Here is a 20,023-nt window from a genome sequence, read left to right on the forward strand (position 1 = left end):
AAGACTGACAAAAAATAATGCCAGCTACGATTGCTGGCATTGGTGAACAAATCTGCTTAGTTTTATTTATTGCTGAGCCAGTTTTTGATTTGTACCTATAGGCAACCAAAACGAAATAATGGTCGTTAATGCTAAGAAGGCAAAGGATACCCATAGACAGGCTGAGAACCCCCACATTTGGAATACCCAACCAGACAGAATTGTCCCTATCAAGCGTCCCATTGCGTTTGCCATGTAGTAGAAACCGACATCCAGAGAAACGCCATCGCCTTTGGCATAGCTGACGATTAAGTACGAGTGCAGAGAAGAATTAACCGCAAACACTGCACCAAAAATCATCAATCCAACGACAATAACCACTTCTGGGTACCATTGCTGCTGCACACTGTAAGCAATTACGCCAGTCACTACAGACAATACCAACGCCCACACTATCGCGGCTTTACCATCTGGAGTATGCCCCGATTTACTGCCTGTTATCTTTGGTGTAATTCCTTGAATGATTCCGTAACCGATAACCCAAATAGCAAGGAATCCACCTACGGCGCTATGATCCCATCCAAATACAGATCCCAGATAAATTGGCAGTGCAATCACAAACCAAACATCACGCGCACCAAACAGGAACATACGAGCAGCGGATAGAATGTTTACGCTGCTAGATTTGGAAAAAATTTCAGAGAACTTAGGTTTATTTTTCGCTTTGCCCAAGTCGGATTTAAGGCTAATCACACTGCCGATAAAGACCAGTAAAAGAACACCTGCCATCGCAGCTACAGCATATTGGAAGCCAATCAAAGAGAGCAACGCACCACCTAAGAAAAATCCTGCGCCTTTTAGCGCGTTTTTAGAGCCTGTAAGTATGGCAATCCACTTATACAATGCTCCTTGAGCATTCTCTGGCACCAAGGTTTTGATGGCGCTTTTTGCACTCATCTTGTTTAGGTCTTTGGCAATACCTGACAAGCCTTGTGCAGCCATGACCCATGGAATCGAGAGCCAACCTGCAGGAACAGCGAGCATTGAAAGAGCGATGATTTGCATTCCCAAACCAATATTCATCGTTCGGTTCAAACCAAGACGAGCACCTAGCCAGCCACCAATGAGGTTAGTGACAACGCCAAAGAATTCATAAAAAAGAAACAGGGAGGCGATCTCTAAGGTTGAATACCCCAAGTCATAAAAATAGAGCACCACCAACATGCGTAATGCGCCATCGGTAACGGTAAAATTCCAATAGTTAAATGTGACCAACATGTACTGGCGGACATTTTGGTTGAGCTTAGACAACATATTCACTCTCTTTAAAAAAAGAGCCGCCTAAGGCAGCTCTTCAAGGCTTTTATTGATTAGCAAATTGGTGGATGTACTCAACTTGTACATCTTTGGTAAATGCGCCAGGTCTTAATGACTGGACATGGGTTATGATTTCTTGCAACTCCCAACCTCTTTCTAACAATAGATGGGCAGCAAGCAAACCAGTACGTCCCGATCCTCCCATACAATGCATCGCTATCTTTTCGCCATTGGCGAGGGCTTTATGCAAAGAGGGTGATAAGTGTTTCCAGCGAGCTTGGAACGCTTCGTTTGGTGCGCAGTCATCTTCTATTGGGGCATGGAACCATTGCAAGCCTGCTTTCTCAACAAGGTCTGGCAAGCCACCAACGCCATTTTCTTGCATCTCATGACTGCTCAGTGCCGTAACAACGACGGTTACACCTTGAGACTTGAGTTGATCAATACTGCCACTCAGTGACGCTTCTTTAGTGCCAGGACAAGGAGTTAGTATTAACGCTGCGTTATTGTCTTCAACAGGCAGTTCCCACGTAGGGTGTGTCATTTGTTTGCTTCCTTATGCTAGGCCGACTTTACGAACAAGTTCAGCTGTACGTGTTGCGTAACCCATTTCGTTGTCGTACCACGCATAGATTTTAACCATACGCTTGCCAACAACCATCGTTGATTGCGCATCCACAATCGTTGAACGTTGGTCGCCTTTGTAATCAATAGAAACAAGAGGGCGCTCTTCGAAACCAAGTATGCCTTTCAGCTCATTCTGCGAAGCTTCTTTAAGTAAATCGTTCACCTCTTCAGCCGAAGTGTCACGCTTAACATCAAAAATAATGTCGGTTAATGAGGCGTTAGCTAACGGTACACGCACTGCATGACCATCAATTTTTCCTTTAAGTTCAGGGAAAATTTCGATAATCGCTTTCGCAGAGCCTGTGGTTGTTGGGATCAAGCTCATACCACAAGCACGAGCACGGCGAAGGTCTTTATGCGGAGCGTCGAGAATAGTTTGGGTGTTAGTGAGGTCGTGGATAGTTGTAAATGACGACTGCTCAATACCGAGCTTCTCATGAATCACTTTGACCACTGGTGCAATGCAGTTAGTAGTACAAGAGGCTGCGGTCACAATCTGGTGTTTTTCTGGGTCAAAAATGTGGTCGTTAACACCAACAACAATGTTAGCAATCCCATCTTCTTTTACTGGAGCGGAAACCACCACGCGCTTAACACCTTGTGCCAGATACTGATTCAGGAACTCGGATTTACGGTGTTTACCCGTTGCCTCAATCACTACATCACAACCAGACCAATCTACTGCATCGATGGCTTTTTCTTGTGAGGTTGCGATGGTTTTTCCATTGATGACAATTGCGTGACCTTCACTCGTCACTTCGTGGTGCCAACGACCTTGCACTGAATCAAACTCAAGCAGGTGCGCTAAGGTTACCGCATCGCCTGCCACATCGTTGATCTGAACGAACTCGACTTCAGGCCAATCAAACGACGCTCTCAGCGCTAAACGTCCAATACGACCAAACCCATTGATTCCTACTTTAATAGACATCTTAATTTTTCCTTTAAACACAACATTCTGGACGAGACTTCATCTCGGATAAGTGTTGAATATCTTGCTGGTATTCTTCTTTCAGGCAGTGAGATTCAACTAACCCTTTAATTTGTTTTTTCATCCAACCAGGGAGCTGGTCCGATAAGTGGTAAAAAACCCATTGCCCCTGACGGGTATCAACCACCACACCACTTGAACGAAGCAATGCAAGATGGCGAGAAACCTTGGGCTGGCTCTCGTTAAGGGCTTCTGTCAGCTCCCCGACACAGACCTTTTCTTCACGGGCAATCATTAACAAGCAACGAACCCGCGTTTCATCTGAAAGTAATTTAAAAAACTGGTGAGGTAACATGTCAAATCCTGCTTATCTGCATGTGCGTATATATTATTTAATATGTATCATCTGTCAACAAAAAAACGCAGGGAGATGACAGGGTGACATCACAACGAGAAGAGAGATAGCTGATGTGATTCTGTAGTTCTTCTATTGCGTTTTGATTACAAGTCACTTCCCAATATAGGTTTTTTTGATACCCTTCTCTACGCCGTCCAACTCGATGCATCGTGTGGTCGGTCTCGTTCGTACTTTGCGTGTACGGCGAAATTGCTAAACCTAATTCCACCAATTAGAGCATCAAAGTAGTCACTTTTGTCCGTGTTTGATCTTTTACCGGCTCTATTTCATACACCTATTAATAAAAAGTTATTACCTTAATTTAAAGCTTATCGGGATAACAAAATAGTTGTTTATGCCTTCCGGTAGAGGTTTATATTTTTTCACTCGCTTTACCGCCTTTACAGCCGCTTTATTTAAAGCCGTAAACTTACTTTCTTCAACAATCGCTACCTTCTCGATGGTCCCGTCTTCAAGCAAGTAAAAGCTGACCTTAATTACCCCTTGCTGATTGTTGCGCTGAGCTTTCTTTGGATACATCCTGTTTGCGCTATTGGCGATTTTACGCTGCAGCCCTGATATATAAGATGCTGCATTTTTATTTGTGGCTTCTGAGGAACTGGCTTTGCCACCCGTAGATTTTCGGTTCGTCGCCTCACTAGCCTGTTTAATGCTTCTCTGAGCATCGACGGACTGGCTCCCTTCTGTCGAGTCGGTTATCGCTGGTTTGTCTTTCGCTACTTGTCTTTCTTTCGGCTGTTTTTGTGCAACAAGCTCAGGTTTTATTGATACTTTTTCCTGTTTGACCTTTTTAGGGACAGTTGTTTCCTCATAGGATACCTCTAGTTTGGGTTGGCGTTTTTGCTTCTCTTGTACGCGAGATTTCGCTTGTATCGTTTTTGGCTTGACTCCTTCAGGTAAAGGAGTCTTATCTGACGTTACTTCATCAGCGACTGTTTCGAGAGGGATAGCCTTAACTACCTCAATAATTTCTTCAGGCGCAAGCTTCTCAGGTTGAACTTTCTCCGGTTTTGAAGTCTCTTTTGGTTCTGGTTTTTTTTCTCGTTCTATATTTGATTCTAGCGCTACCTCAGTTGGAACAGGCGGAGCAACGCTAGCAAGTGACCCGGCCTTGCTCTCTGCTTGTTCTTCGGAGTTTGCTTTTTGCTCAATCACTGATTCTGTTTGAGCCGCAAGAATACCCAGATCAAAATCAACAGCGTCCAGCGACATCTGACTATTCTTGGTAACTGGCTCTATATCCTGTCGCAGCCATAAAGCCACAACGGATATATGAACCAGTATGGAGAAAATAAGAGCGCTGGATAACCTCATACTTATATGCACCAAAATGACTAATATTGTTGAGGGCTAACCCATAGATAACGCAGGTTATCCTGAGTCCAGACTCTGTTAGCCATCTTTTTCACGTCAATCAGATTCACGTTGGCATCCATATTTCGCATTTCAGAGAGAACGCGTGCATCACCATAATATTGATAGCTTCGCTCAAGTCTTCCTAACCAGACACGTGGTTGCATTAAAGCTCTATCCTCTGCTTTCAGAAGATGTTTCTTTTCAGCATCAAGTTCTTCTTGCGTAAGACGTTCTGGCAACGATTTCAGTGTTTCTTGCGAAACCTTCCAAAGCTTGACCGAGTTCTCTGGCTTAGTATTGAAATGAAGATGACTGACCAATTGGTTTGTCAGCATGTTGATGCTTGATTCGAAATCGACGGTATAAACCCCTTTCTCTTTCCCCCTCAATGCTTCTTTTAAAGCATTGCGAGCGAGTGAACGAGCAGCCTGCAATTGTTGTAAGGTAGCGATTGACCAAGGTTGAACTTTCCATGTCCACGCATTTATATCGGTGCGTTCAGTGTTCTCGACGTTTATTTTTGTTTCCTTTTCACCCGAAGCTAACTGCTCTTTATGGAAACTATGTTGACTTGGATTACGTGGAATATTGGCAAGATACTGCTTTACCAATACTTCTAGCTGTTTCTCTGAAACATCGCCGACCAAAAAGTGCGTGACAGGGGTTCGAACAATTTGAGTCCAAAGGTTTAGAAGCTCGTTCTTAGAAAGACTATCGAGCTGGTCAATATCTGGTACCGTCAGATGACTCACTTTATAACGCAGCTCTTCCTCTGCTTCTCTCACTAACTTTCCAGTTTCTTCTTGATTAAGGAGAGACTGGCGTATACCGGCGAGTTGCATCGTCATAAAGTCATCATCGATCTTTGGTGTCAGTTGATAGGCTGCGTAAGCTTCAAATATTTTTTCAATATTCTCAGAACCAGCCTCACCGTTTATCTGATAAGACTCCGAAGCCAACAGGTTACGGAAAATGATGCTATTGCGTCTTCTCCATGTCCCCAGTGTCTGCATGTCGTACCCCTCAGGTGCACTCATCCACACAAACTGACTTGCTAGTCTCGCTTTCCATCCTTCAAAATTTTGGGCTAGATAACCGACATTAGAAACACTACGGAAGAATACATCGTCTTTAGCGACGTCACTTTTTAACCAAACAAACTTGTCACCATTGCTTAACATCCACTCGTGAACCTTATCGTAATGTCTGTCGGTATGTTTAGACGTAATTGTTCCTGGCTTGATTTTAAAGGTAAACTCACCACCGACCAGCTCTTCAATATCATTCGGAGCGGGTATCTGTTTCTTGCTATAAGCAATCGCTAATCCAACCAGTTGTTTCTCTGTAGGTACCGAATAGTCTACGCTCGCTTCAATCTGGAACATGGCAGAACGGTCCACGGCTGTCATCCATTCCTGAATACGTTTATTAACGTCTGCTGTGGTGATATCTGCCATTACTTTTTTATAAAGCTTCACCTTCTCGCCAACCGGTGCTACTGGCCGTTCCCTTAAAGCCCCTAAGGCTAGCCTTGTTAAATCTTCAATCTGATCTGGCAGTTGCTCCTCGCCAATATTCGCTTTGATATAGGCATCCATATCGTCACGATAAAAGTTCAGCTCTTTTTTAGTAATCGGATAGTTCAATAACTGCTGGCGAAGTTCAAATAACTGCTCTAGGCCGAGCTGTAGCTTACCAGCAGTTGTGCCTGCAAACAGTGAAATAGCCGCTGTATGATGTCCGATTTCCGTTCTTTGAATGAAAAGAGGATCCACACCTTTAGGTAAAGATAGGTTTAATGCATCCAGTCTTTCCATAATCATGGTACGGGCACTACGATCTATTTGCTGGTTACGGATACCTTCGTAGCTATCATACGCTCTGTCATAGCCATCGTTAACTCGAAAGACAAGACTTACCTGATTATTCTTACTCTGAGGGTCCCTGATTTCACTGATTTTCCAACCATCATGAAGATGAGGTTCGTAGTAGTAGTTATCCCGTTCGGGTACTGGTTTTCCGTCTATAGAACCCAAAGATTGCTTGAGTTTAGCTATCACTAATTCTGGATCGATATCGCCTATCAGTGCAATTTGAGCGTTCGAAGGTTGATACCAACGGTCGTGAAATTCCCTTAAGGTTTCCACTTTACGTCCCAATATATCTTGTTCTGTACCAATAAGTGTTGATTGCGCTTGTTTCGAGTTACGATATAGCATTTGACGACGCTCTTCTGCCATTCGGCCTCGAAGCCCAAGGTTGTTTCGCCTTTCTGCCAGAACAATTTGCTGTTCCCGAGCCCAGTCTTCTTCGGTAAGTTTTGGAGCAGCAACAATATCTTTCATGGCAAGAAGAGCCGTATCGATCTCTTTGACCCCAAGTGGCGGAGTCATTACAAACTTGGTTTGTTCATAACCCGTATAGGCATTTAACTGGTCACCCAGTTTCCAACCTACTTGCTCAAGCTCCGTACTGATACCTTTAGGAAAGTGTTGACTTTTATGGAAAAGCGTGTGTTCAAGCATATGGGCAGAACCGTACTCATGGGGCAACTCGTCAGCACCTCCAACATTGATGAGAAGATGGATATCTAGATAATCCTCTTCCACATCTGTGCTGAAAATATGGTACTTCAGGCCGTTAGCCAATTCACCATGAGTGTAGGTTGCCGCCAACGAGGCAAAGCTAACGGCTATGCACGCCACACTAAGCACTGCATTTCTAAGCACTGCATTTCTTATATATTTAATTTTCATTTCATTTTTACTCGGCTACCAACTGAACTTGCCACCAAACCAGAATTGCCTTCCAGGTTTGTAGGAGATGTCTGCTTCTGACGTGCTAATTGAACTACCTTCAATCTTTGAGTTGAACACGTTTAGTATGTCCATGTTCAGCTCGAGTGAATTATCTGAGATTGGAATTCTGTATAAGAAGCGCCAATCTGCTAACAAGTTGGATCCATAGCTGGTTTTCTCATATATGTTTGCGTTGCCAACATACTCATTACATGAACTATTTCCTACATCACAGACATAGTCTGTACCAGTGTCGCTGTACTGACTGAATGCAGACGTAAAGCTATATGTTTGAACCCAGCTTGCTCCCCAATCGGGCACATCTAAAACAAGTGTTGTAAATAATGTCCACGGGAGATTGAAGTCGTTTCGACTTATAAGTTCGTCATACTCCATTAGACGCCCATCAGCGTAGTAGCGGCTTTCGGAAATTGCTGCGCTATCCCACCCAGGGTCGTAGGAGGTGTAGCTAGACTCGCTCTTGATATAGTTTGCACCAACTTTAATATCCAACAATACTGGCTCTAGTTCAATTGGCTGGATTAACTTACCACTAAGCGTAATACTGTCTGTTTTTTTTGCACCGTCATTCGTCAAGGTGTAAATTTTTCTATTTGAATCGTCCGTATCCAAATCACGAGTAAACTGGTTTTTACCTTCTCTATGTACCCATTTTAATGTCCACTCTGAGTTCGCTACCAACTGAGTTACACCGATGTTTAACTCATCACTGTAAGGTGTTTTAGTGTCAGCTGTGTTATAAGTACCACCGATAGTTCTGTCGCCATTGAATACCCAACCTTCATCATAATTTGTACGCTTATAGTAAGTGGCACTACCTTTTTGTTCTGCCAAGGCATATGAAAGCATACTGTCTGAGTAGTAACGGCTTGCTCCGCCAAATAGGATGGTTTTCTTATTATTGAAAAGATCATAAGAAACGGTAAAGCGCGGCGCCACATCAAAATTACCTAGGTATTCATCGTAATCAACACGCATTCCAGGTACGAATTCCCATTGACCAACTTGTATCTGGTCTTGAACATAGATAGCGTGGTGATCGTTACCAACGGTAACTGATGAAGCTAGAAACTCAGCGCTAGAAATTGCGGCTTGTTCCCCAGCAATACAGGTGTTGTCGCCATCAAAGCATATTGCTGGAGCAAGCGTTGTGGAGGAAGTATAAATAGTTGTGGAATTGTCTCTGGAGTAAGAAGCTTGAGCTAATTCGGATTTCCAACCGAAAGAGACTCTGTGATCGAGACTAAAAACGCTCATTTGGTCTAGCTCATAATCTTGCTTAACTGTCCAAATTTTTCTCTCAGTAGAAGCCTTGCCATATCCGCCTTCGATCGCGTCTGTCGCACTCGAACTCCAATCGATAGACGGGGTTAACGCCCATGTGTAGGAGTCTGCTGCATCATACTCAAGCTCATTAGTCGTATCCCTATACCCTGCGTAACTCGTTACGCTACCAACGTCAAAAAAGTGTTGCCAATCAAGGTTAGCTCGATAACCACCTCCATGGTTAGAATACCCACCATTTCTAACATTTGACGAAGCATAACGTGACTCATGTGGAGAGTACATTGCCGTTATTTTCCAGATATCACCACTTTCAGCCTCATAAAAGCCCTTCAACATATAAGTTTCCGCTATACGTTCTTGATCTTCCCACAAATCCGGTGTCATTTTTACGTGGTGAAACGGGATCACAGAGTCTGTTCTTTCATAAGAGAACAGGATTGCAGCCGAATCAGAAAGCGGTTGATTTGAAATTAAAGAGTATTTTTGCTTAGTAAATTGTGGTTGATCGTATATGTTAGCGGCCTGATCAAAAGACTCTTCACGCTCCAGAGTATCAAAATGGAATTTAGTCCATTCGTCCTTAGTTATTCTGTAGCTAACGCTGCCTGAAGCTTTATAAGGGTCTGGATCTTTTAGCTTGGCGTCAATCACACCCCCTGTAAACTGACCGTATTTCGCGGAAATGTTACTGTCATATACATCAACACTATCAACTAGCTCAGAGCTCACCCAAAAAGACTGAGTTCCTCCATCTGGTAAGCTATAAGGATGTTGCCCATCAAGTGAAGAGAGTGACCCATTGTTGGAACCAGGGTTCGTATTATCATTGTTCGACATTCCATCAATTATCCAGGCGTTGTTGTAAAACGCCTCGCCATGAATAGAAACATTCTCTGGTGCAATCTCTCCTTGTGATTCTGACACTGATGAGTTGGAAGAAAAACGGACAGTTGGGTTACTTTTAAGCAGTTCACTTATTGTACCGTTCGAAGTAGGAAGTTTTTCAATTTCCTCACTATTTACCTTCTGCGTCCCCATTTTCTGAGCAAAAGGTTCCGACCAAACCTCAACTTCACCTAACTCTGTTGTTTCTATATTCTGAGTCTCAGCAACCAAAGTAGAGGAATACACTCCCGCTAGAATAGACAACGTAATATAATTTATTTTATGCATTTTTTTAGTTTCACTTGATGTAGCTTAATTGTTTTCGCTTCTGTTTATCGCGATTTGAGAACCTTCAATTTCCAACTCATTGAGGATAGAAATCGTATCAACCATTCTCTGAACATAGGTAGTTTTGTCTGTTGTCAGCACCACCTTTATTCCGTTTTCATTTTCTATTTTCAATTCATTAAGCCGCAGCTTGAGCTCATCACCTGAAAGCGTGTTACCCTCCCCAAGCTTCCACTGGTTTTCTTCCTGAAGTACTGCAATAGCAACACTTTTTGCTTCTGTTGAAACGACTATTTCTGTTTTTTTAGCGTCAGGAAGATCGAGATCCATCGAGAGCAATGGTGCGTTAATCATCAGCATCATAAACGCGATAAGCGTGAAGATAACGTCTATCATCGGCGTCATTGAGCTGTTTGAATCAGTTTCGATGTCATCGTCACATTCGGGCCTAATCATGATTTAACCTCTGTTCTGATTCTGGTCTTCAAAATGCAAAGAAATACGACTCAATTCATCGCTAACTTCACTAACATAATGACGGATCTTTGAACGTAGAAAGGCGTTAAAGAAAACGCAAATTACCGCGATCACCATACCGGCAGCAGTCGTCGTCAACGCCTGCCACAGCCCATCAGCCACTACAGCTGGTTCAACCGGCCCATCACGTAAACCAATATCATGGAAAGAGCGCATCAAACCAATAATGGTTCCAAGCAATCCTAGCATTGGAGCCAGAGCCCCAATGGTGACAATGGGGGTTAATCTTCTACGCAGCAAACGAGAGGAATGGTTGACCGCTAGGGTGACAGCCTCATCTCGGAGCGCTTTGGTTTTATCTTTGTGCTTAATCAATTCGTAATAAGCAACGATATAGAAAGGGTTAACCTGTTGGAGTACCGCGCGAGCATCCTCCAACATTCCTGCATACAAAAAGTGCGTTAAGTCTGCGTACTCTTTAGAAGAGAGCATCTTGCGAGATAGCACATAACTTAGCCGCTCTATAATCAAAGCTAAGGTGAAAATTGAGCAAAGCAGCAATGGTAACCCGGTAGCAATAGTCCAGTTGTCCTGTAGAAAACTCATCATATTGCTCTCCTTTAACCAGGTATATCAACTACGACGCCTTCTTTAGACGCATTCTCAATTTCAACTTCAAATGCCTTTAGGCGTTTATAAACAGATAGCAGCTCAACGATACTTGACCAACTGTAAACCAGATATTGTAGAGAACCTTCAACCTTGCCAAATGCTCTTAGTATCTGCTGTAAAACTCCTAAGGTAATAGCGCCACTCACTATGGTCGGCGTCATGATTATGTAAGGAAAAATCGTCGACATTTGTAAATATGACCATTTCGCCAAGTCAAAATAGAGATAGTGACGAAACAAGGTCAGGTAGTTGAGCCTAACGTGAGAGTATAATTCGTTCAGACTCATAGGCTGAGCACGTTCTCCATCATCTTCACCTAAAACAAGCTCTTTACGTAATGCTGCCTCTGCTTTTTGATTTTTGAACTCAAGCCCAGGCAGCTTGACACCAACGGCAGCAAGTAGCACGGTACCAAACGAAGCCATCAAGATCGCGAAATAAATGAGCACGTGGTCAACATGACCGATGATTGGCACTTGCTCGACATGTTTACTGAGTTCCCACAATAGCGGAAGAAAGGCAAAGAGAGTCATCATGGAACGTAAAAATGAAACCCCTAGCCCTTCCACCATACGGGCAAAGCGCATCGTATCTTCCTGAATTCGCTGGGATGCTCCTTCTATATGTCTCACTTTACTCCAGTGAGACACATAATAATCATTCATAGCCGTTCTCCATCGAAAAACGTAATGACGGACAAAAAACTCAAGAATGACTGCCACCGCGATATAGATGATGGATATTCGAACAAACACCCATAAGTTGCTCAAAAGTTCTAACTCAGAAACCTGATTCGGCTTACTTAAAGCATCCTGAATGATATTGTAGAAAGTACCAAACCACTCATTGATCTGAACATCGAGCTGCACCTTGTACCAAGTGACCGATAAAATGAGCACCGACCCCAGAATTGACCAGACTTGCCAACGCCTGCTCAGAAAAAAACTGCGAAACATAAAGTTACCTAGATTAATTTAGCCCAGAAAATCTCAATCCCCCCACTGAGCAACATTTAATACATAAACGTTTACAAGTTGGGTTCTGATTGTTCGTGTATTAAAACGATAAAGCAAAAAGTCATAGATTTGATACTGAGTATCTTGTTCGAATTTACCTCTGACCCAACCCGTTTGTTTGGCTTTGGAAATCCACTAACGATAAAGGCTATCATTTGATAATAGTTCTCATCATGACTTTTTTTAGAGTAATAAACCAAGTAAGTTAGGGATTTATCAAACTTAATTAGATTTAAATCACATATTTATAAAGAGTATCCCATGGATGGCACTGATAATTCAACGAATAATAATACGAATTATTATCATTATTATTATAAATTGAGCACGATCAAGTTTTCACATAACAATCATGTGGACCAATTGATCTAAATGATAATAATTTGTATTATCATGTGCGCGAGTTTTCAATGGAATCCTCGTCATAATTTTGTCTATTTTTAATAAAACTATTACAGGAAAAAGGCTCGAAATATGTCTCAACATAAGTTGATTTTAGCGTTAATGGGATGCTCAATTGCACTTGCAGGTTGTGGTGGTGATAGCAGCAACGATACGGGAACAACGGGCCCTATAACCACATCAAATAACGTAACGATCACAGCAATGGATGGTTATTTATACAAAGCACACATCTATAAGCAGGACGGAAACGGAAACTGTTTAACCGATGGTGAATCACTAGGAACAACTGACTCAAATGGTCAGTTGGTAGTCACATTGTCTGATTTAGCAGATGGTTATTGTGCAGTGACTACAAGCAACACGATAGATCAGGACTTTCCTAATCAAACCCTGACAGAAAACTATACACTTTATTCGCCCTCCCCTCGCTTGATTGACTCAACTGATGCACCTGTGATTTCACCATTGACCACCTATATTCATAACGCCATGGAAGAAGCGGAGTCTAGTAATAGTAATGTAACCGAGCAGGAACGGATTGATGCTGCAGAACAAGCGAAAACACAACTTGCTGATGCGCTTGGGCTGGATGGAAATGATGATAGTATCACCGACCTATTAGCTAGTGACTATGTAGCGATGAAGACTCAAGGTAGCGACGATGTACAGGAGGCGGCCAAGAATCTTCACGTTATGGCTCAACTTCTGGTTCAGTTATTTGACGAAGATTCGTCAGTAAATGTCACTCAAACGATTAATATCGCTAAGTCAGCTGCGACAGTGTTGGATAATATAGCAGACGATCCAACATCTTCCGCTAACCGTACGTACTTGGAAAACATAGCTATATATGTGGAAAACCGTATTGATAAGTTTGGTATTGAAGATTTCGAATCTTCTTCTAGTTTATCTGAACTATCAAGCGATATTTCAAACGCGAGCAAACTAGCCGAAATGCCTCAGCGACCATCTGTTGAAGGCTCCGCACTAAAATCTCTATTTGAACACGCCATTTCAGCGCAAGTAGCAGCAGTAAACGATAATACCGTTAACCTTGTTCTACCCGATTTTTCTATTAGTGGGATCACTGAAGATTCTTACGCTAGCTACGTATTAACCCGTAAAAAAGTTGGGGCAATTTGGGATGCTGAAACAATAACTGACGCTTCGCAATCCAACGGAAAGTTAAATATTTCAGGACTAACATTTAATCAGCACGGTTCTTATGATTTCCAGCTAACTTCTAAGAAAGTACTCTCTGGCTTTAGTGACGAAGATGAAACCTTCGAATCTGCGCCTGTCACTTTTACCGTTGATGTCACGGAAACTCAAGTAGCTAACTCTGCCCCTGTATTTTCTGGAACAGAAAGTGAGACTGCAACGTCAATATTAAACAACCTAATCTCTGCAGCAGAAGCTGAAAGTGCATATGACCCTGGTTTTGTACTTGACGGAGTTGTATATGTAGAACCTAATTATAGTTTTCAGGTAAAAAGTCAGAATATGGCGGAGATGTTCACAGATGACTCAGGTGATTTAGTGACGGTAGATCAACATCTAAATCCAAGCGACTTTCAAGGTCTCACTGACTTAGCTTTCCTCATCGAGGTTTCTACCGGCATGTATAGCTTTAATACAGGTAGTTTACCACTTGCCGAAGATGAAGCTGATACTTATCGAGTCACTTTTTACGCAACTGATAGCTTAGGAGCTAAATCGGACACTGGCCTTCAAATCACTATCGCAGTAAATACCGACAATACTGGATCCGTTACTATTACCAAAAATAATACTAATGACAACTCGTCTGTGGTTACTCCAGAGTATAGTGAAACATTCAGAGCAGTACTAATGACATCAGCGAAGAAAGATCAAATACGTGACACCATCATAGCCAAACTTAACCACTCTAGTTTACCTAATGTTGCTGTCAATCAAGTCTATGAAATAACAGAACAGGCGTGTTCAAATGATGGAGTATGTACGACACCAGTGACTATTGAGTTAGGTTCAGGTTCCAGTAACGACCTCGTCTTTAGTTTGAGTTCTAATAGTTATATTGGTACTACTGAAGGCAGCGGTAACCTATTGTTTTCAGCAATTGATACAAACGTTACAACACCTGAGACTGCAGTATTAAGTGCCACACTAAACGGTGAAACTGTGAAAATATACGAAGTTGACACCAACGAGAACCTAACAAGTGAAATTGGCACATACGGTGAGCAGTTCGAGTTCATCATTAACTCGGCTTCAGATGTCACGGTAAATATCAGTGGCGGGACGACTTACTAATGGCGCACAGCCCAGGCTTTGTCTGGCGGAGGTCAGTCTCTAGTTGAGGCTGCCTCGAACAGCTCTGGATGCATTGGATTAAGATAGGACGGCTTGATGGCGATACATCAATACCCGCCAATGTCGTATCCGTTCTATCGATGCTGTGGGAACAATATAAATAACTGAAAGCAAAACTCATCGCATTCAAGAAAGAGAAAAATGCTTTAACCCGTGACTACTCATTGCCCAACGGGCGGTGAGTAGTCACTATTAAACTATAACTAAGCCAAACACAGAATAAAGACACACGACGGCTCATAATCGCCACCATACCCATCAGTGGTACAGCGATAAGCCATAAAAACTTTTCGCTGTCGTGTTAATATCCTAAGTTTATAACAACTTAAAGAATCATTTTTCAATACCAAAGATTGTGTAATTACAACCCTTGTTCCAGCCAAGGAAGTAAAAACATACGATTAGCATGTTGTGAGCTAATTTCTGTCAAGTATAGAGACTCTCGTGATTTCCGAGCAACCAATAGTGGATCACTCACGATTAACGGAGTCAGAGATTGATTGACAATCCAGCCTGCCGGCTGTATTTCAGCTCGTGCCAAGTCTTTTTGCAAATCGGCGGCCTCATGAACTGGTGTCGCCTCTGGCAGAGTACAAATTATAATTCGAGTGAAATCCGGATCTCGAAGTCGAGGTAATAAACCACTCACTTCATCTGAATGTACCTCCCCTCGCTTTAACACCTCTCGATGATAACCTTGTGCCGCATCCAACAACAAAATTGTGTGACCTGTCGGCGCCGTATCGATCACTGTGATTCTATCATCCGCTTGATAAACCGTACGGGCAAAGGCTTGAAATACGGCGATTTCCTCAATACAAGGAGAACGCAGATCTTCTTGTAACAATGCTAACCCATCGGCATCCAGTTCGCCCGCATCACGAATCACATCTTTTTTATAACGCTCAATTTCCGCTGACGGGTCGATTCGTTCAATTAATAGGTTAGTGGGCACTTCACCTGCCGCATCCTGAACATGGGCAGCCGGATCAGTTGTCGTTAAAGTAACGGGAAGCCCTTTATCCGCTAGGCGTCGTGCGATCATCACCGCCACTGAAGTTTTGCCTACCCCCCCTTTGCCCATTGTCATAACAACACCACGGCCACTTTCGGCTAACTCCTCAATAAAGAGTGTTAAATCATCACTACAATCATTGAAATAAGTGGGCTCTATTGTTGGCCGATTAGTCTCTTCGGTTAAGAAGAAACTGGTTAGTCCTTCAAGACCTATTGGTGGGGTCGCCTTCATAGGTATAATAGACGAAGGCAATCCAATCAGTTGCTCTGGCATTGCTGCAAGGGCTTCGGATGTTCTCTTAGCTAGAGCAACAGCAACAGGATCTTTGGCGTCTGTTGCATTGAACACGCCGTTAATCACCAAATGCTGGTTGGCTATGCCTAAATCCAACAACTCTATACTACTTCGAGCGGCTTCTTTTAAAGCGGCTTGTTCTGGACGGGTAACCAGTACCAATCGTGTATGATTCTGGTCAGCCAATAAATCGACTGCTAAAGCGTACAATTCTGTTTGTTTTTCCAACGCGGCTAGTGGCCCCAAGCAGGATGTACCACTAGAATTCTCGTCGACAAAACCTGTCCATGCTTTAGGCAGGGACAATAAGCGAAGTGTATGACCTGTAGGCGCAGTATCGAAAATGACTCGGTCGAAGTCTTCGGTCGTTTTTTTATCAGCCAAAAGTTCAGTAAACGCATCAAAGGCAGCAATTTCCATCGTACATGCACCGGATAATTGCTCTTCCATATTTTCAATCACAGCATCTGGCAGTACCCCACGGTAGGGGTCAATGGCCTTGGCACGATAAGTTGCAGCAGCGGCACGTGGATCGATATTCAAGGCAAATAGATTGTCGATGTTTTTAACAGCTGTAAACGTGCTACTTAATTTGGTTTCCAATACTTCATCAATGTTAGACGCTGGATCTGTGCTAACCAACAAGACTTTTTCATTCATCTTTGCTTGATGTATCGCTGTAGCACATGCTGTACTGGTTTTACCTACACCACCTTTACCGGTGAAAAATAGTACGCGTGGAAGCTTGGTGAGAAATTTCATGCTATCAGCTCCTTAGCAAGTACCGTTACAACAGCTATTTGCTTTTTCTATCGTTCCTTCAACTTGGTTGTCATTGGGTTTCGCACTATTAACCAAATCAACGAGTTCGTTTCTAGAAGGATACCGACCATAACTAATGAGTTCACCATTTTTAATAATAATAGGAAGGGCACTATTTTGATGTGCGTCTAACAATGCTTTAACCGTAAGGTTTGACACAAAAGCAGCTGGTTCTTGGGTGAGATTGTGGCGAACAACTGTGTGACCTTGTGATTCAAGATATTGAAGATCAGCAGAAAACACGGAGAGTTTCTGGTCTGGTTTAGGACCGCAGACACCAGAAGAACAACACATTGCAGGGTCAAAAACAGTAATAGTAGACATAATTAAGATTCCATTAGTTATTATTGGTTGAAGTTCAATTTTGCCCCTTAATACAGAGGGACAGCTTGTATCAGAAGGTATCAACTAGCGTAAGCCACAGGAAATATATTTTCGTTTCTATTAGCGTAGTTCCCCCCCTTTATCGAGATAAAAACTCAACAACATCGACAATCGACGAATAACGATTAATCATTTTAACAAAATTAGCAGTAATCATTTCTACTAAGTATTCGTTGAAACTAGACTATGTAGCCAAGCAGTTCTTTCATTCTTAACATTGCTTCAGGCTTAAGGCTAAAGCATGTACGCGGATGCTGGACTTCAGCATGAATCAAGCCCGCTTGCTTGAGTACCCTTAGGTGCTCCGAGATAGTGGACTGTGCTAATTCAAGCTGTTCAACAAGATCTGATCCCAAACATTGGCCACTAGCAAGAATTCTCAACAAACGTACACGAGCTGGATGCCCGATAGCCTTTGCAAACGCCGCAAGTTCTTTTTCGGTTGCTTCATCCAGTTGAATGGGGCCTAAATTGGTTAAGCAAGTTGACATAATTCTATAAAAAAATCATTCATCGTTAAATTACGATTAATGGTAGACTTATATTTCTGCTTATGCAATAAAATTTTTTAAGAAAGAAATCACTAAGGTTGAATAACTTCAATCATAACAATAGAATTGCTGCGGGTGATACCCCCTTTCACCATAACCTAACCCATTGATTACCAATTTAATTAACATCTTAACTTTCTTTAAACACAACATTCTGGACGAGACTTCATCTCTGATAAACGTTGAATATCTCGCTGATATTCTTCTTTCAGGCAATTAGAATCAACTAACCCCTTAATCTGTTTTTTCATCCAACCTGGAAGCTGGTCAGATAAACGATAGAAAACCCACTGTCTTTGACGGATATCAACCACCACACCACTTGCACGAAGCAATGCAAGGTGACGAGAAATTTTAGGCTGACTTTCATTTAGGGCATCCGCAATTTCTCCGACACAAACCTTCTCTTCACGGGCGATCATCAGTAAACAACGTACCCGCGTTTCATCTGAAAGTAATTTAAAAAACTGATGTGGTAACATGTGAAACCTTTATTATTTGTATATAACCATATGTTATTTTAGATTTACCGATTGTCAACAAGAATGAAAAACATTACAAAATGACATCGCAACGAGAAGAAAAATAACTTATACAATATTGTAACTCTTCCGTCACGTTTTGATTACAACTAACTTCCCAATAGAGATTCTTCTGATAAGCCTCTCTGTGCTTTCCGATACGATGCATCGCATAATTAATATCGATTACATAGTCATAAGCTGGCTCTAAGTCGTCCGAAGCATCTAAGAACAGATATCCAAAATACCCAAACCGCTCCAGCATATCACAGCAGTCTTCCTCGGTTGGCAACCTTTCGTAACTGATATGATACCGATCACTTGAGCGACTAAAAAGAAGCTGTGCAGCAATACAGGCCAAATCCGAACTAGGGTAACTAATGAAATGTACGGTTCTCTTATCCATCTTAGCAATTTCCATCTGATCCATTTTCAAATTAATAAAATGTATAACAGATATTAATATTTGTACATACACATAAACGTATATGTAAACAAAGCAACATAAAAGTGTAACAAATGAATAGTAGGGTAAGCATCGATGTAATCAATGACACAAATATGGAGAAAAGTCATGAAACACACTTTATCAGCAGCCTTAGTCGGCGCGACACTACTCACAGCGGGTCAAGTCGCATTCGCTCGTGATCTGGTTAAAATTGATGGCTCTAGTACCGTCTTCCCTATTACCGAGGCGATGGCTGAAGAGTTTCAGATTGTAGAAAAAGGTAAAACGATGGTGACTGTTGGTATTTCTGGTACTGGCGGTGGTTTTAAAAAGTTCTGTCGCGGCGAAACGGATATTTCAAACGCCTCTCGACCAATCAAAGACTCCGAACGTGAACTGTGTGCTGAAAACGGTATTGAGTTTATTGAACTACCAGCAGCGCTCGATGCGCTGACCGTGGTTATTAACCCAAAAAATGACTGGATTACACACCTAAATGTTGAAGACCTTAAGAAAGCTTGGGAACCAGCAGCTCAAGGCAAAATAATGACATGGAAACAAATGAACCCTGCTTTCCCTGATCGCCCGCTAAAACTTTTTGGTCCAGGGACTGATTCAGGTACTTATGATTACTTCCTTGAAGCCATTGTTGAAGACAAATCAAGCCGTGGAGACTTCACCGCAAGTGAAGACGATAACATTATCGTTCAAGGCGTATCAAATGACGTTGATGCATTGGGATTCTTTGGTTTAGCTTACTATGAAGAAAACAAAGACAAACTAAAAGCCGCTCCAATTAGTTGGAAAGGTGGTGAACCTGTTGAGCCAAGTGTTGAAAATGCGAAAAACGCAACCTACCAACCATTGTCTCGTCCAATCTTCATCTATGTGAACAAAAAATCAGCCGATGAAAAAGCCCACGTCGAGCGTTTTGTAAACTTCTACATGGACTCAACGAATGCCCCTCAATTAGTTAAAGAAGTCGGCTACGTTCCACTACCTGACAAAGCCTACAAATTGGCTCGAGATAACTTTGAACAACGTCGCACAGGTTCTGTTTTCCACGGTGCAGAAGTCGGTGTCGGTATTGAAGAACTGCTAGTTCGTACTCCGAAATAGTCATTATATTTAATTTATGGAGGGAAGCTCCGCT

General features: G+C 42.4%; 17 protein-coding genes. 2 read left to right on the forward strand and 15 right to left on the reverse strand.

Features of this window, described 5'->3' with window-relative positions; genetic code table 11:
• Positions 1–66: 66 nt before the first annotated feature.
• The 10 genes from arsJ to ACLKML_RS03610 form a co-directional block, all read right to left on the reverse strand.
• A complete protein-coding gene (gene arsJ, locus ACLKML_RS03565) occupies positions 67–1,293 on the reverse strand; it encodes an organoarsenical effux MFS transporter ArsJ (RefSeq protein ID WP_413283691.1) in 1,227 nt (408 codons plus the stop codon).
• Positions 1,294–1,342: 49 nt separating this feature from the next.
• Positions 1,343–1,840, reverse strand: coding sequence for a cyclin-dependent kinase inhibitor 3 family protein (locus ACLKML_RS03570; RefSeq protein WP_413283692.1), 498 nt, complete (start codon positions 1,838–1,840; stop codon positions 1,343–1,345).
• A 12-nt stretch (positions 1,841–1,852) separates the two neighbouring features.
• Positions 1,853–2,854, reverse strand: a complete 1,002-nt coding sequence (locus tag ACLKML_RS03575) for an ArsJ-associated glyceraldehyde-3-phosphate dehydrogenase (RefSeq protein WP_413283693.1) — start codon at positions 2,852–2,854, stop codon at positions 1,853–1,855.
• Positions 2,855–2,867: 13 nt separating this feature from the next.
• Entirely contained in the window at positions 2,868–3,209 is a 342-nt protein-coding gene (locus ACLKML_RS03580) for a metalloregulator ArsR/SmtB family transcription factor (protein ID WP_413283694.1), read from the reverse strand.
• 354 nt (positions 3,210–3,563) lie between these two features.
• Positions 3,564–4,586 (reverse strand): TonB family protein, encoded by a 1,023-nt coding sequence (locus ACLKML_RS03585; RefSeq protein ID WP_413283695.1) that lies wholly within the window; start codon positions 4,584–4,586, stop codon positions 3,564–3,566.
• 20 nt (positions 4,587–4,606) lie between these two features.
• Positions 4,607–7,384, reverse strand: a complete 2,778-nt coding sequence (locus ACLKML_RS03590) for an insulinase family protein (RefSeq protein ID WP_413283696.1) — start codon at positions 7,382–7,384, stop codon at positions 4,607–4,609.
• A gap of 15 nt (positions 7,385–7,399) precedes the next feature.
• Positions 7,400–9,907, reverse strand: coding sequence for a TonB-dependent receptor plug domain-containing protein (locus ACLKML_RS03595; RefSeq protein ID WP_413283697.1), 2,508 nt, complete (start codon positions 9,905–9,907; stop codon positions 7,400–7,402).
• A gap of 24 nt (positions 9,908–9,931) precedes the next feature.
• On the reverse strand, positions 9,932–10,363 hold the full coding sequence (locus tag ACLKML_RS03600; protein ID WP_413283698.1) for an ExbD/TolR family protein: 432 nt from the start codon (positions 10,361–10,363) through the stop codon (positions 9,932–9,934).
• Positions 10,364–10,366: 3 nt separating this feature from the next.
• Positions 10,367–10,993: a MotA/TolQ/ExbB proton channel family protein gene (locus ACLKML_RS03605; protein WP_413283699.1), complete on the reverse strand. Its 627-nt coding sequence runs from the start codon at positions 10,991–10,993 to the stop codon at positions 10,367–10,369.
• 11 nt (positions 10,994–11,004) lie between these two features.
• A complete protein-coding gene (locus ACLKML_RS03610) occupies positions 11,005–12,012 on the reverse strand; it encodes a putative transporter (RefSeq protein WP_413283700.1) in 1,008 nt (335 codons plus the stop codon).
• A 534-nt stretch (positions 12,013–12,546) separates the two neighbouring features.
• Here ACLKML_RS03610 and ACLKML_RS03615 point away from each other — a divergent pair.
• Entirely contained in the window at positions 12,547–14,772 is a 2,226-nt protein-coding gene (locus ACLKML_RS03615; RefSeq protein WP_413283701.1) for a hypothetical protein, read from the forward strand.
• A gap of 421 nt (positions 14,773–15,193) precedes the next feature.
• Here ACLKML_RS03615 and arsA read toward each other — a convergent pair whose 3' ends face one another.
• The 5 genes from arsA to ACLKML_RS03640 all read right to left on the reverse strand — a co-directional run bounded on the left by arsA (position 15,194) and on the right by ACLKML_RS03640 (position 18,843).
• Positions 15,194–16,906, reverse strand: a complete 1,713-nt coding sequence (gene arsA / locus ACLKML_RS03620) for an arsenical pump-driving ATPase (RefSeq protein ID WP_413282388.1) — start codon at positions 16,904–16,906, stop codon at positions 15,194–15,196.
• Between the two features lie 12 nt (positions 16,907–16,918).
• Complete coding sequence (arsD, locus tag ACLKML_RS03625) at positions 16,919–17,290, reverse strand: arsenite efflux transporter metallochaperone ArsD (RefSeq protein WP_413282389.1); 372 nt, start codon at positions 17,288–17,290, stop codon at positions 16,919–16,921.
• Positions 17,291–17,529: 239 nt separating this feature from the next.
• The gene (locus tag ACLKML_RS03630) at positions 17,530–17,841 is read right to left on the reverse strand and encodes an ArsR/SmtB family transcription factor (protein WP_413282390.1); all 312 of its coding nucleotides are present in this window, start codon (positions 17,839–17,841) and stop codon (positions 17,530–17,532) included.
• A gap of 200 nt (positions 17,842–18,041) precedes the next feature.
• Entirely contained in the window at positions 18,042–18,383 is a 342-nt protein-coding gene (locus ACLKML_RS03635) for a metalloregulator ArsR/SmtB family transcription factor (RefSeq protein WP_413282391.1), read from the reverse strand.
• A gap of 73 nt (positions 18,384–18,456) precedes the next feature.
• Positions 18,457–18,843 (reverse strand): hypothetical protein, encoded by a 387-nt coding sequence (locus ACLKML_RS03640; protein ID WP_413282392.1) that lies wholly within the window; start codon positions 18,841–18,843, stop codon positions 18,457–18,459.
• Between the two features lie 153 nt (positions 18,844–18,996).
• On the opposite strand from ACLKML_RS03640, the gene ACLKML_RS03645 reads away from it, so the two are divergent.
• The gene (locus tag ACLKML_RS03645; RefSeq protein ID WP_413282393.1) at positions 18,997–19,989 is read left to right on the forward strand and encodes a PstS family phosphate ABC transporter substrate-binding protein; all 993 of its coding nucleotides are present in this window, start codon (positions 18,997–18,999) and stop codon (positions 19,987–19,989) included.
• Positions 19,990–20,023: the final 34 nt, after the last annotated feature.

The sequence above is a fragment of the Vibrio sp. MA40-2 genome, assembly GCF_047302445.1.
Classification (GTDB): domain Bacteria; phylum Pseudomonadota; class Gammaproteobacteria; order Enterobacterales; family Vibrionaceae; genus Vibrio.

What these genes read in the sequence shown, in the direction of transcription:
- arsJ (WP_413283691.1), bottom strand. Translation starts at nt 1,293, where the DNA reads ATGTTGTCTAAGCTCAACCAAAATGTCCGCCAGTACATGTTGGTCACA.
- ACLKML_RS03570 (WP_413283692.1), bottom strand. Translation starts at nt 1,840, where the DNA reads ATGACACACCCTACGTGGGAACTGCCTGTTGAAGACAATAACGCAGCG.
- ACLKML_RS03575 (WP_413283693.1), bottom strand. Translation starts at nt 2,854, where the DNA reads ATGTCTATTAAAGTAGGAATCAATGGGTTTGGTCGTATTGGACGTTTA.
- ACLKML_RS03580 (WP_413283694.1), bottom strand. Translation starts at nt 3,209, where the DNA reads ATGTTACCTCACCAGTTTTTTAAATTACTTTCAGATGAAACGCGGGTT.
- ACLKML_RS03585 (WP_413283695.1), bottom strand. Translation starts at nt 4,586, where the DNA reads ATGAGGTTATCCAGCGCTCTTATTTTCTCCATACTGGTTCATATATCC.
- ACLKML_RS03590 (WP_413283696.1), bottom strand. Translation starts at nt 7,384, where the DNA reads ATGAAAATTAAATATATAAGAAATGCAGTGCTTAGAAATGCAGTGCTT.
- ACLKML_RS03595 (WP_413283697.1), bottom strand. Translation starts at nt 9,907, where the DNA reads ATGCATAAAATAAATTATATTACGTTGTCTATTCTAGCGGGAGTGTAT.
- ACLKML_RS03600 (WP_413283698.1), bottom strand. Translation starts at nt 10,363, where the DNA reads ATGATTAGGCCCGAATGTGACGATGACATCGAAACTGATTCAAACAGC.
- ACLKML_RS03605 (WP_413283699.1), bottom strand. Translation starts at nt 10,993, where the DNA reads ATGATGAGTTTTCTACAGGACAACTGGACTATTGCTACCGGGTTACCA.
- ACLKML_RS03610 (WP_413283700.1), bottom strand. Translation starts at nt 12,012, where the DNA reads ATGTTTCGCAGTTTTTTTCTGAGCAGGCGTTGGCAAGTCTGGTCAATT.
- ACLKML_RS03615 (WP_413283701.1), top strand. Translation starts at nt 12,547, where the DNA reads ATGTCTCAACATAAGTTGATTTTAGCGTTAATGGGATGCTCAATTGCA.
- arsA (WP_413282388.1), bottom strand. Translation starts at nt 16,906, where the DNA reads ATGAAATTTCTCACCAAGCTTCCACGCGTACTATTTTTCACCGGTAAA.
- arsD (WP_413282389.1), bottom strand. Translation starts at nt 17,290, where the DNA reads ATGTCTACTATTACTGTTTTTGACCCTGCAATGTGTTGTTCTTCTGGT.
- ACLKML_RS03630 (WP_413282390.1), bottom strand. Translation starts at nt 17,841, where the DNA reads ATGTCAACTTGCTTAACCAATTTAGGCCCCATTCAACTGGATGAAGCA.
- ACLKML_RS03635 (WP_413282391.1), bottom strand. Translation starts at nt 18,383, where the DNA reads ATGTTACCACATCAGTTTTTTAAATTACTTTCAGATGAAACGCGGGTA.
- ACLKML_RS03640 (WP_413282392.1), bottom strand. Translation starts at nt 18,843, where the DNA reads ATGGAAATTGCTAAGATGGATAAGAGAACCGTACATTTCATTAGTTAC.
- ACLKML_RS03645 (WP_413282393.1), top strand. Translation starts at nt 18,997, where the DNA reads ATGAAACACACTTTATCAGCAGCCTTAGTCGGCGCGACACTACTCACA.